Source organism: Mucilaginibacter aureus (assembly GCF_053514885.1).
The window spans coordinates 1541973-1554632 of sequence record NZ_CP170601.1; the positions used below are offsets into that span (position 1 = coordinate 1541973).

11 protein-coding genes and 1 tRNA gene are annotated in these 12660 nt (G+C 42.0%); 4 read left to right on the top strand and 8 right to left on the bottom strand.

From position 1 onward, the window contains the following. Nucleotides 1–83: 83 nt before the first annotated feature. On the top strand, nt 84–1364 hold the full coding sequence (locus ACFGVR_RS06570) for a helix-turn-helix domain-containing protein (RefSeq protein WP_448701918.1): 1281 nt from the start codon (nt 84–86) through the stop codon (nt 1362–1364). Between the two features lie 145 nt (nt 1365–1509). Further along, the gene (locus ACFGVR_RS06575) at nt 1510–2745 is read left to right on the top strand and encodes a lipase family protein (protein WP_448701919.1); all 1236 of its coding nucleotides are present in this window, start codon (nt 1510–1512) and stop codon (nt 2743–2745) included. 119 nt (nt 2746–2864) lie between these two features. Here ACFGVR_RS06575 and ACFGVR_RS06580 read toward each other — a convergent pair whose 3' ends face one another. From ACFGVR_RS06580 to ACFGVR_RS06600, 5 genes are all read right to left on the bottom strand, one after another. Next, nucleotides 2865–3344 (bottom strand): hypothetical protein, encoded by a 480-nt coding sequence (locus tag ACFGVR_RS06580; RefSeq protein WP_448701920.1) that lies wholly within the window; start codon nt 3342–3344, stop codon nt 2865–2867. 111 nt (nt 3345–3455) lie between these two features. Next, a tRNA-Pro gene (locus tag ACFGVR_RS06585) sits at nt 3456–3529 on the bottom strand. A gap of 111 nt (nt 3530–3640) precedes the next feature. Beyond that, complete coding sequence (locus tag ACFGVR_RS06590; RefSeq protein WP_448701921.1) at nt 3641–4753, bottom strand: hypothetical protein; 1113 nt, start codon at nt 4751–4753, stop codon at nt 3641–3643. A gap of 2 nt (nt 4754–4755) precedes the next feature. After that, entirely contained in the window at nt 4756–5613 is an 858-nt protein-coding gene (locus tag ACFGVR_RS06595) for a class I SAM-dependent methyltransferase (protein WP_448701922.1), read from the bottom strand. Beyond that, nucleotides 5606–7363, bottom strand: coding sequence for an FAD-binding protein (locus tag ACFGVR_RS06600; protein WP_448701924.1), 1758 nt, complete (start codon nt 7361–7363; stop codon nt 5606–5608). The genes ACFGVR_RS06595 and ACFGVR_RS06600 overlap by 8 nt, the downstream gene beginning before the upstream one ends. 58 nt (nt 7364–7421) lie before the next feature. On the opposite strand from ACFGVR_RS06600, the gene ACFGVR_RS06605 reads away from it, so the two are divergent. Together ACFGVR_RS06605 and ACFGVR_RS06610 are read left to right on the top strand one after the other, a co-directional pair. Then, a complete protein-coding gene (locus tag ACFGVR_RS06605) occupies nt 7422–8588 on the top strand; it encodes a DegT/DnrJ/EryC1/StrS family aminotransferase (protein WP_448701926.1) in 1167 nt (388 codons plus the stop codon). Nucleotides 8589–8822: 234 nt separating this feature from the next. Beyond that, nucleotides 8823–9173, top strand: coding sequence for a hypothetical protein (locus ACFGVR_RS06610; RefSeq protein WP_448701927.1), 351 nt, complete (start codon nt 8823–8825; stop codon nt 9171–9173). Between the two features lie 202 nt (nt 9174–9375). Here ACFGVR_RS06610 and ACFGVR_RS06615 read toward each other — a convergent pair whose 3' ends face one another. The 3 genes from ACFGVR_RS06615 to ACFGVR_RS06625 all read right to left on the bottom strand — a co-directional run bounded on the left by ACFGVR_RS06615 (nt 9376) and on the right by ACFGVR_RS06625 (nt 12564). Next, nucleotides 9376–10806 carry a serine hydrolase domain-containing protein gene (locus ACFGVR_RS06615; protein ID WP_448701928.1) on the bottom strand — a complete coding sequence of 477 codons (1431 nt, stop codon included), beginning with the start codon at nt 10804–10806 and terminating at the stop codon, nt 9376–9378. An 85-nt stretch (nt 10807–10891) separates the two neighbouring features. Beyond that, nucleotides 10892–12028, bottom strand: a complete 1137-nt coding sequence (locus tag ACFGVR_RS06620; protein ID WP_448701929.1) for a helix-turn-helix domain-containing protein — start codon at nt 12026–12028, stop codon at nt 10892–10894. A 269-nt stretch (nt 12029–12297) separates the two neighbouring features. After that, nucleotides 12298–12564 (bottom strand): hypothetical protein, encoded by a 267-nt coding sequence (locus ACFGVR_RS06625; RefSeq protein ID WP_448701930.1) that lies wholly within the window; start codon nt 12562–12564, stop codon nt 12298–12300. Nucleotides 12565–12660 lie beyond the last annotated feature (96 nt).

Consider the following 12660-nt stretch of genomic DNA (forward strand, 5'->3'; position numbering starts at 1 on the left):
TTGTTGTGTTAATAAGCAATTGTAAACCAATCTGGTTTGTTGGATTGGCAGGTAGTTATAAACCAACATTACGCATCAGTAAAATGATTAGCCTGGGCAACCTTGTTATTTTAGGGAGTATTTTTTTTAGCCTGCTGGCTTGTATTATTCTTTTTATCCGTAAGAGTAAAAAAATTTATGCTAACCGGCTATTGAGCGTTACTTTCCTGGGTTTTATTTGGTATGCTGCCACCATACAATTTGCAATGACCGGGTGGATAAAGCACCTCACGGCCATCTATGGTTTAGGCATCCCGCTTTATTATGCTACGCCGGTATTTGGATATTTACATACGAGGGCATTGATAAAGCAGCAAATTGGTTTTTCAAAATTTGATTGGCTACTTTTTTTACCGGCCATCCTCTGCTTTTTGGCGCTTAGCCCCTTTTATTTTGCCGATATGCAAACCAAGCAAAAACTGGTGGATTGGGTAAGCCAAAGTTATTACAACGTTTTTTACTGCAAAATTGGTCTTGTTTCAAACTCATGGCATTTTATTTTACGGCCCATCGAAGGCATCATTTATGTGATATTGCAATGGCGATTAATTTTGCCCGCAATAAAATCCAACAACCAAACGGTTATGCCGGTTATGTTAAAAAGGTGGCTGGTGGTTTTCGCAGCGTTTTTAACATTGGCCTATATCAACCTGGCTGTTGCCACTGTTTTGGGCATTAGTCATATGACCAGAGATATGGACCTTTTTGCCGTGATCCGGATCCCATTTATGGGTTGCGCGTTAAGTTTTTTGGGGGTAAGCCTGCTCCTGTTTTTCTTTCCCGAAATTTTATATAACATCAATTCTGTGCCGCTTGCACAGTTAACCGTTGCCGGCGATGTTAAGGACAGGGTTACAGAGGACCCTATTAAAACACTCAACAACTACAGAGATACAACGCTGGCTTATACCACAGGCGAAAAAGAATCGGCTTTAAATACAGAACTGGTAAGCAGCTATGCCGAAATCATTGAGCATTACATCCAAACGCATAGTTTTTTCAGGCGGCAGGGTATTACCGTTAATGATCTGGCTGTGGGGGTAGGTATTTCGCCGCGTCATGTATCATACGTGCTCAACCACCATTTTGACCAACGGTTTACTGATTTTATTAATACTTACCGGGTAAATTATTTGTTAACCCGCTTTTTAAATAACAACTGGCGCGAACTTAGCCTCGAAGGCTTAGCAAAAGAAGCTGGTTTTGCATCGCGTACTACCTTCTTTATGGCTTTTAAAAAACAAACCGGCCATAATCCTACCGAATATATTCAAAAAATATCCGCAAAAAGCACAAGTAATGCCAGTGCGGATATGGCCGTATAGCTTACTCAGCCAATATTTAATTTTTGGTTAAAATTTGCTTGTTCCAACGTCAGAAATCCGAACATGATACCCTTTCAGAGCTTCTTTTGATCATAATTTTCCGCCATAGATTTGGTCATCAGAAACTTAAAACCCATATCAAATCATGAATCAATTTTCACAAACGTTTGGATTATCAATTATATCCAACATGGCCGCCGACCTGGAAAACCGGACTCCGCCGACCCCGGATACGCTTACTGCGATACAGGCGCAGGCGGAACAATTAATGGAGGCACAGTTAAATACTGACATCCCAACCCTGTTGACGGATTTTGGGCTTCCGGCAGGTATAACTAATGTTTGGGGACCCGCGGTTTTCGTGGATACTACCGACATTGATACCACGAGCAACAAAGGGGTGATCACATCGTACAATGCCACTGCTACCAATACGGTGGTAGTTTTTCAAACAGCAGCCAACGCCTATACGGTGGCTATTGCTGGTACCAAACCAACCTCGGCTTTTGATGCTTCGGTTGAAGATGGCGAAATGCTCACCCTTACTAATTGGCAATATGGCAGCCCTAAAGGTACCAGCCCCGCAACGGCTAAAGGTACGGCTATAGGCGTGTCGATCATTTTAGGTTTAAAGGATGCTAAGTACGGTACCCTGCAAAGCTTTTTTCAATCGCTAACGGGCGCGGGCATTACCGTTACGTTTACCGGCCACAGTCTGGGCGGCGGATTGGCCCCTGCGGTAGCCCTGGCGTTATTTGGCTCGTCAACCACTTTAAGCCCCGGGTTGTATAACAATACTGTTAATACGCAAAAATGGGTAGCTCAGGTTTACGCAACTGCCGGCCCCGACGTTGGCAACGTTGACTATACCAATTATTTTCACAGCTCGTTTCAGGCTACCGGCAGTGGCAATAACCCGGCGTGGCAGCAGTATAATTGCAAAATATGGAACTCGCTGGATGTTGTTCCGCAAGCCTGGAGTACCACTTATCTCAATCAGATCGACAGCATTTACGCCTCCAATGGTTTACCGACGCCTGATTACGTAAAGTGTGTGATCACCCAGGCGATCAGAGGGATCGATATCTATAACTCGGGCAAAAATCCATATTATCCGATGGATTTGAATGCGACAACTCAATTTACCGGAAAATTTATTCAGCCATCATTGATAACAGGCTATGACTGCCCGGTTCCGCCGCAAAAATCGGATGTGCCGAGCGGATTGTGTGATTTTGTTGCCGAAATGCTGTACCAGCACATTGCTGCTTATTTTGCGCTATTCGGGATAACACCTTTAAGCGGTGGTACCCCCATCAGCCCTTATACAATAGCCACCGAGTTGTTTAACAAACACATAGGCGGCTGCGGCTACTTATAATGGGGAGCAGAAAGAAAAATTAATTCGCGATACCGCGTTTTAAGCATTGCTGCTATTGCCTAACAAAAGCCCCCGGGATAATCTTCGGGGCTTTTGTGTTGTGAAGCCCAACGATCGTCTTAACTGTTAGCTCGCTTATCCCAAATCCTCATCAAATTCACCATTTGCGCATCTGTAAGTTGTTGAGACCAGATCAAAGTTTTGATTCCGTATACCATCACCATTGAGGCCTTACCAGTTTCTAAAAAGTATTTGGTCTCATCGCCATTTCGGAATTTGATAGATCCAAAAATATAGCCAAACTTTTCAAATTTATAATTTAAAGGCATATGATAAGATATTGCATTTGTCATGTACCTTATTTCTTCCACATTGCTCTCTTTGGTAATAATACGTTGGGTTGTCAGTATACTATAGTTGTCTGAATCAATAATTGTTGAGCAAATTATCAGCTCCCCCTCCGCAATGTTAACTTGTATCTCCGGAAAATCCGAATTGTCTTCATGAAATTTTGTCCATCGAAATACATAAGGCTTAAACGTATGTCTTTTGATTTCGTAAGTACAAAAAGTGTGCACTACGCTGTTTGAGTTTAACATTTCAGATCACTGTAAATTGCAAATCAAATTAATAGTACTAATTAAATAGATTGGATACGAAAAATACAAAAAAAAGCCCTGATAATTATCAGAGCTTTTTATTTTCCGGTGTCGGGATGGCGGGATTCGAACCCACGACCTCCAGCACCCCATGCTGGCGCGATACCGGGCTACGCTACATCCCGTAAGGGCTGTAAAATTATAAAATTTTGATTTGAGGCAAAATGAATATTTGAAATTGTGAAACAGATGTTACTATTCAAAGATTTCATCAACCCCGCGCGAAGGCGATGAAGTTAATAATCGTATATATGCTCAATGCTAATTTTATCATTCGAAAATTGCCTTATAGTTTTGCTTAAATTACCTACCGTGGTTACCAAAGCTATCCGGTTTAAACCAGGTTTGGTTATAATGGGTTGGGTAAATAATATTTTATAATTTGCATTGTAAGGCAAAGGCTTATTGGTTAAAACAGTAAGCATAATAGCACCTTTATTGCCGGCAATTTCTACAAATCCTGCACCTATGTTCGCCAGTCGACTTGCTGCTGCATTAAAATCAGCGTATCGGGGCAGGTCGGCGTGTACCATATTTGTTCCTTCTATTGCTTTTACATTCTTATCGCCATCGAAACCACTGATCGACTGTTGCATATCAGCAGGGAGATGGCGCACAACTACATGAGTTTGCAATGAAGCTGTTTCATAAGCCGATTTAGTGCCAAGTCCTATCAGCCAGCCATAGCCACTTTTGATCAGGAGTTCGGTTGTGAGATAATAGCGTCTTTCCAGTTTACGCAGCAAATGTGGGCCGGATAATGAAGTGTTGCTCCACAAGGTTTTAAGCTGGTGATTAAAATCATATTCATACCAGGGCAAAGCTTCAATAAATTTCACATAGCTGTGCTCATAGGCTGCATTAAATTTATCCTCGGCAGTCATTTCTTCGTCCGGGTTGGTATCGGTTATCCGGCCAATAATGGTTTCGTAAAATGATTTGATGCTGTATTCTACTGTAGTGCTGCCTGCAATAACTATAATCATAACATGGTAGCCGGTGTTGAATGGATAATTGCCTTTGATCTGATCGTACATCACCCCATAGCCACCCCATAGCTGGTCGACATGTTTTAGGTATGGGAACGTGGTTGACGTATGCGTTTTAAAATACTCTGCCTGTTCAGCCGGGCTAAATACCAGGAACCATTCGGGATAGGTAAGAAAAGTTTGATCGGGCGGTCGGATATCTTTTTGCGGCGTTAGCGGATGCTGATCGCTGATTAACCAGGATTTATCAACCAATAAACCTTTTCCCGCAGGTAGGGTGGATGGCTTCCTGTTTTTAACAGCAAATGTTACTATTGCCAGCAGCAACGCAACTAATGTCAGTATCCTTAGCCTTTTCATCCTTATACTTTGGTAAATAACATTAAGGTATTATCGGAGGGGTCTTTGTCTTGTAGTACCCGTTTACCAGCATCTTTAAACCCGGCTTTTTCAATAATTGCCGCCCATTCATCTGCAGGTTTAAAATTCTTAAAGTCTTTGGCTTCAAACTCCCAGGTCTCGTTCAAGCCTACATTGAATACGGTATGCACTAACGAAACAAAGGTGGCCATTTCTGGCGTTTTTACATTATGATCGCGGATAATAAAGGAGCCGCCGGGCCGCAGGATACGATAGATCGATCTTACAAATTCATCCAATTTTGCAACCGGGCAATGGTGTAAACCGATATAGCAGGTAACTACATCCAGGCTGGCATCGGGGATAACTGAACTACTAATGGGATCATAACCGTTAATATCTACAAAGGTGCCCAACTTACCTAACTGACCGCGTTCCATAATGTCTCCCGGTGAATTGGTTGGCGCCAGGTCATTTATCAGATATATCGGGCCGGTAACTTTTGTTTCCTTTTTTAACCGGCTTATATACCTGCCAGTAGAGCCAATCTCGGCATAGCCGTTGATCTGTTTTACGCCGCCCAATAATTCAAGCGTTTGCCGTACTATCTCTTTTTTTTGTTTTTTGAGGGCGGGTAAGGCATAAGTAAGCTCTGATAAAAATGGCTTGATCGTCTTTAGTTTGCTTTGTACCGACCTGTAGATATCCTCGTCGGTTTTACCGGCAGCGGTTTCTTCTTTGATCAGCTGATGAAATTTATCCTCGGGGTACAAATGAAATATCACCTGCAAAAAGCGGTAAAAATCATCACTCCATTTGGTATCGTTAAATACTGCTTTAAATTCGGATGTATTAGCCATTGTTATATGGTTTTAATGGTTTATAGTAGGTATCCCAAAATATGTTCCTGAATTTAAAATCAGGATCAAGTCGGGCTTTCAGATCAAATAACTTTTGGGCGTTGGGATATGCTTTATGAAATTGCGTTGGGGTTGGATGTACCTGGTATGGCAGATAGTAAGCGCCATTTACAGCTGTAACTGCATCAGCCAGTTCACGGGTCCAAACGGCAACTGCATGTTTTGATGCCGCATCTGTTCGCTGCTTGTAGTAAACTACAAAAGCAAATACCTCTTCACGTGCCCAGGCCAGGTAAGTACCCGGATCGGCTTTGGCGTGGCGGATAGAGACATTGAGCACATTTACATTAAAACGAATAAATATTTCGGCCATGGCCTTTTCAAATTCCTCAAAACGATGAACCGGCACAAAATATTCCAATAATACATAAGTGCTATTGATCCTTGATTTAGGCTCCAGCTCGGCAACATCGTAACCGGCTTCGTAGTTGCGCCAATGGATCTTTTTGCCTCTAAATAGCAAGGGGTCAATTATAAACTCGCGGTAGGGCTTGCCCAACGGCCTTTCGGTAAATGCCCACAAAAAGTATCTTTCCAGCGGATAAGATTCTTTTAGCGGCATTAGCCGTGTTTTAACTGTTGGCTTTTCATCAGTCTCGATCCAGCTTACTGCGCGCAGGTGTTTATATTTTGGCGGGTAGATATCGCCATTATGGAAAACTACCTGTGGATTATCGCGGATGGTTTTAAAGAAATACCCTTTATATTCTTCTACCATCATCTTTTTATGGATGCGTTTAATGGCGAGATTATCGGCCAGCTCTAATTCGGCCTGTACGATGATGCCAATACCGTTATAGCCGCCTATCGCGCCAAAGAATACCTCCTGGTTTTCTGTTGGGGTAGCATGTACCAATGAACCATTGGCCAATACGACATCAATGGAGCGTACCGATAACACAACCGGCCCCATCCCCATGTACCGCCCATGTGCATTTACGCTTAGAGCACCACCAACAGTAAAATTGGCATAGGTTTGCATGATCTTGATACTTAGATCGTGCTCGTCGATATATTGCTGAATATCGCACCAGCGAATACCGGTTTGTACTTTGATCAATTTATCTGTTGCCGAAAACTCCAGTATTTTATTCATGCAGCGCATATCAATATGCACGCTATGGGGGCTTGCGGTTTGCCCGCCCATACTGAAACGCCCACCGCCTACCGAGATAGGTCCGGACGTGTTTTTAACAATGTCGCAAACCTCATCAACCGAGGTTGGCCGCACTATTTTAGCAACCAATACCGGATTTAGCCGGGTCACATCATCAATAATGCGCTCATCGGATTTAAGATGCGGGATCTCTTTGCCTTCGTCATTTTTCAAATAATCGGGGGCTGAACCTGGCACCGAGCCATACCGGTTTGCCATATAATTCCCTTTTTTAAATCCTAACCGCCATATCAGCCACAATGGGCCAAGTACCGGGATCAAAACGGCAAATAGCCAATAGCCCGAATAATTCTGATCGTGCAGGCGTTTGATGGAAGTGGCCGCGATGATCCAGAATAATAACGGGTAAAGAATAAACGTAGCGCCTTCGCCTATGGCAAACAATAACAAATTATATAACACATAAAAGGTGCACCAGTAAAACAGGGAAGCTAACCAAAAGGCCCCTTTTGATAAGCGGCCGTTAAAAGTAAATAGCAGGTAGGTTACAGGTAGCTTTTGTTTTAAGCGCATAGGTTATGCTAATATATCATTACTTTCAATTATAATTATAGCATATGCAAATTTTAACATGATACCCAGAGGAAAATTATATATCAGTTATAAGGATTTGATTTTGGGAGGTTATTACTGCCTTACCGATTATTTTAGGGCCCAAAAGCCTGATATAGATCAGCAGGACAATAAACTGATCTGTCTTTCGGTACGGACAGGGTTTGACCTTGTACTAAGCAGTTTGAGTTTTCCGCCCGGCTCCGAAATTTTGGTGACTAATATTAATATACCAGACATGTTTAGCATTATTACCGGCCATAACTTAGCGTCTGTTCCCATTGCAGTTAACAAGCATACATTAAATATATCAGCCAAGGCGGTTGAAGCCGCTATTACACCTGTTACAAAAGCCATACTGATCACTCATCTTTTTGGTGGAATTATGGAAACTGAAGCGATAATTGCCATAGCCCAAAAACATAACCTGATTATATTTGAGGATTGCGCGCAGGCCTATGCAGGTAACATGTATGAAGGAAACCCGGCATCGGACGTGGTGATGTTTAGTTTTGGTTTTATTAAAACCAATACGGCTGCCAGCGGTGCTATGATCACAATTAAAGATAGACAATTATATGCAAAGGTGGCTTTGCGTAATGAGCAATACGCTAAACAAGATACTGCGGGATACTTCAAAAAGCTTTGTAAAACAGCTTTTGTAAAGCTACTCACTAATAAAGTTATTTATACAAGCTTTTACAATTTAGTGATCGCCATGGGAAAAGATTTTGAAGATGTGCTGGATGGCTTTACAAAAGGTTTCCCCGGCGACGATGTATTTAAACAGATCAGGCGGCGGCCCTGTATCGCAAATCAAAAACTTCTCCGTAAAAAGCTCAGTAATTTTCGTCAGGGGCAGGTAACCTCCAGAATGCAATTGGCGAGTGATGTTTTGCAAAAAATTCCGGATAATTATAAAATCGGCTTTCTAAACAAAAGGCACACTTACTGGGTAATGCCTGTAGAAACGAATAACCCGGATGGGCTGATCAATTATTTGCGGAACAATGGTTTTGACGCCTCACAAAAAGCATCCAGCCTGATCAGTTTAAGCAAGGCGGCGGTTATTTCTGATCCTGAAGAGCTGATATTGGATAAATTGGTTTATTTACCAGTTTATCCGGCTATGAGCAGAAAAGATCGTAGCAGGCTAACGCAGCTCTTGATCAGCTTTCCGGGCTGATCTCCTTTTGATTTCGGATGTCGGATTTTCTCTTTTCGCGCTTTATTGGAACAAAGCAATGTACGATTGGCAGAGCGGTTATACATGATTCGCTTGTTCTAAAGCCATAAACGGGACACTTACCGGAGCGAAGACATTAAACTTAGACCGACGCGTGGGAACTTTTAACTAAAAAGATTTGATTTTGTTATATGGTTTCGTTAATTTTAAATATATTACTCTAAACTCAAAAAAATGAAAAGAATGTTTATCACAATTATTGCAGTTTTCATTGGGATGGTAACTGTAAATGCTCAAAATGTTTATCAGCTAAGCTTTAAAGAATTGCCTAAGGACATCCAGAAGTACATCGGAAAAAACTTCGGGGGATACGCTGTCGATAAAGCAATGCAGGAACAGGATAAGGACAGCAAAGTTTCTTATACCGACGTTTATGTTTCTAAAGGTCAGGAGAAATTTAAACTTGTATTTGACAAAAAGGATAAGTTTGTTAAAAAAGAAACCCTTCCTGCGCCTGCACATCATACCGATACAACAAAGAAACATGCGCCCGCACCTCATACCGATCCGGCAAAGAAAGGATAGCGGTTATTGGGTGGCAGTGGTCCGGCCACTGAAATGAGGACACTTTAGAGAGTGGAGGGATCTGCGCATCCGCAGAATAACCCCTTCCCACCACTTTACTATCATCCGCACCTTTCCCCAGAAGGAGTTTTGATATCAAACCTAATCTTCCGAACAACTATGGTGTTGTCACCAACAAACCATAAAACCGCAGAAGGCTTAATCATTTTACTTTGGTAAGCTCATAGTGTTCGCCCTCATCGTTCAATACTATTTTAATTATTTTTCCGGTGGCGTCTTTCACAAAATCAATATCGGTTTCCATGATCTTTAAAAAGAAATGATGGTCGTTTTGAGCATACAGGTTTGTTTTGCCTAAATGAACCGTTGGCGATTCGACCTTTAGCCGCCCGTTTACCAGTGATACGATAGCCTTTAATTTACCGTCGTATTCGCCAACGTATTGCTGCAGTGTGGATATGGGTAACTTAACGTTTTGCCGGTAAGGTATATAGTTTTCCCAATACCAGGGGATGGTTACTCCGGTTAATTTTTCAACCAGTTCTTTAAAAATGCTTTCGCCACTGCTGCTGTTGCACATGATGACCAGCGCGATCTTTTTATCCGGGAAACCGATGACATAATGCACCCAACCATCTAAATGGCCCTCTTTAAAAAACGCTTTCCCGTAAGGGGTATTAAACAGGCCCCAACCCAAACCATAAGCAAGCTGAATATCTTTATTGTAATTAACGGTTGACGAGTCGGGAGCGTCAACCTGCCGTTTTGATTTGATAATAACCTGCGGCGTAAATATCATGTGTTTTGATGTTACTGATAAGCCCTTGCCTTGCATTAGCGCTGCTACAAAGCCGGTATAATCGGTCACTGTTGTTTCCATCGAGCCTGCGGCATAGGCCTGAACATACCTGTTTTTCGCTATAGTATCACCATTTAAATCATGACCCAAAGCGTAATCTGTTTCAAAGCCGGGTTGCCATATATAATCGCTCCTCGTCATCCCAAATGGTTTAAATACAATTTGGCGGGCAAGTACCTGGAGCGGTGTACCGGTAATGGTTTCAACAACAAACTGCAGCAGTTGTATACCTTCGCCCGAGTAACTGTACTTTGTTCCGGGCGTAAAAAATATTTCGAGTTTGTGGTTATTGTGCGGACTAAACGCGCGCCAGTTTGGGAACCCGGTTGTATGGGCGAGGCACATGCGTGCGGTTATCAGTTTCCAGCGGTTGTCGCCGGTCAGGTCTTTGTAATTATCATAGTCGGGCAACGGCTTGGGAAGGTATTGGTACAGGGGTTTATCCAGATCTATTTTTTTCTGATCGACCAGGTGCATCACGATATAACCAAATAAAGGCTTAGCGAGCGATGCCGCATAAAAACAGGTACGGGTATCGTTATACAGGTTTAATGCTTTGTTTTTGTACCCGTAACTATGTACAAATACGGGTTTATTGCTGTTAATGATACCCAGCTGTAAACCGGTAACGTCGGCGGTATCCATTAATTTTTTTACTATTTGATTAATGGCTGTAACAGAGACACTACGGCCATCGGGTTTTTTAATTTGTTGCGCAGTGGTGCTGTTGCTGATGAAAATAACCAACAATATAAGCAGGCCTGATTTTTTCATGGGGCTGTGTTTTTTCGTGTAAATGTCGCGCAGATGGCATCGCAGCTAAAATTAAACACTGCTCAAATCCGGATTTGAGTACTGTTTAAACAGATCTTGTGGCCTGTAATTTAAATTCGGATGGAGACAAGCCTGTTAATTGCCTGAAAGTTCGCTGAAAAGTAGCCTGCGAATTAAAACCGCATTCGGCCGCGATGCCGGCAATGGTTAAATGTTTAACATCATCGGCAAAAACTTTTTGTTTAAAAGCGTTAACGCGATACCCGTTCACAAATTCGTTAAAACTTTGGTGCTGATATTGGTTTAACACCGCCGAAATTGTTTTTTGCGGTATAGCCGTATGTTTGGAAAGCAGGCTTAAATTAAGCGCAGGGTTTAAGTACAGCGTATCCCGCTCCATGGTATCCTTTAGTATCGCGATAAGCTTGGTTGATTCGATATCGGGCAGGGAAGTGACCGCCTTTTTAGCAGTGTACGGCTGAGCCTGCATCATCAAGTAGCCTTTTATCCCCAACCAATAAATAAGGATAGACATGGGCACATATAAGGGATACCAGTTTACCAGGTTGAGTAACCTGTAGCCGTAAGCCGGTATTACGTACGGAACGAGATAAACTAACCAGATAGACTGGAAAATGATAAAGGCTATAGTTAATTGCCTTAACCATTTTAGTTGCCTGGCCATACCCTGTGCCCGGGCAGTATTTTTGAAAGCTGTGATATACCGGATAGACAGGGTAAGATAAATGGTTAACGATAGCCAACGTGGAATATCCGAGTACACATTATAATTATCGATAAAAAGCCCAACGTTGTAAGTGTTGTTTTTTAGAAGACCCGATAGCACACCGATGATGAAAAAGATAGCGGTTAAATAAGGAAACAGATCGATTATTACGGTTACAAATTGAAGTTTATCTTTTTTGGTGAGGCTAAAATCAGGATGTAGTGATGCCCTGGTGTAAAAAAACAGCAGAGGCCCCATGGGCATTACAACAACCATAGGCACAACAGCCATAACCAATGGCATAACCGAACCCGATGAGGCCCATTTTTGATTGGCTAAACAGAGATTAAAACAAGCCAGGGCGATGAGGAAAATAAATACGGCCAATAATTTATTGGGTGTATGATGCTTACGCGAAAAGAACAGCAGGATGCTAATGATAAATCCCTGCAAGGCACCCATCAGAATAATAACATTAAAAAATGCAGATAACATGGGATAGCTGACTGATGTATAAAGATATAGAAAATTAAATAACTCCCGTTTCAAAAATAAGTGTGGCGAAGCTTGCTCTTAATATAGAATAGTTATCGGGCCGGTGAGTACCTGCTTGCTGTCGCGGGCGGTAATCATGTAATAATAAGCGCCAGAGGGTAGTTTTTTAATTTGTAGACCTAAATTATAATAGATATGCTGGCTTAACACATTGCCTAATAAATATTGCAGCCTTTTATTAAGACGCTATACTATGCGATGGAATATAACTAACGGTATTGGTTGTTTTGGCGATGCTTGCGCCTGCGGATGGTATTGGCACGTATCACCATAAACACCGACATGATGCTTAGAGCGATCTCTATGCCGATCACAAAAACGTTATATGGAAAATCAACCGTGGTGTAGGTTATCACAACAATGAGGCAAACCAGAAAAACGATCACAAAAAGCTGGCTTACCAATATCCACTGCTTTGAAACCTTATTCCAATCTAATTCGCTCTCGGGCCTTCTTGATGATCTTCTTTCTTCCATGTAAGCTATAAGTATGTCTCCCGATGGTTAATTATTTAAAATTATGGTTGAAAGATAGCATATTTCTATTAAAAATCACAACCAACCTAAGCGGTA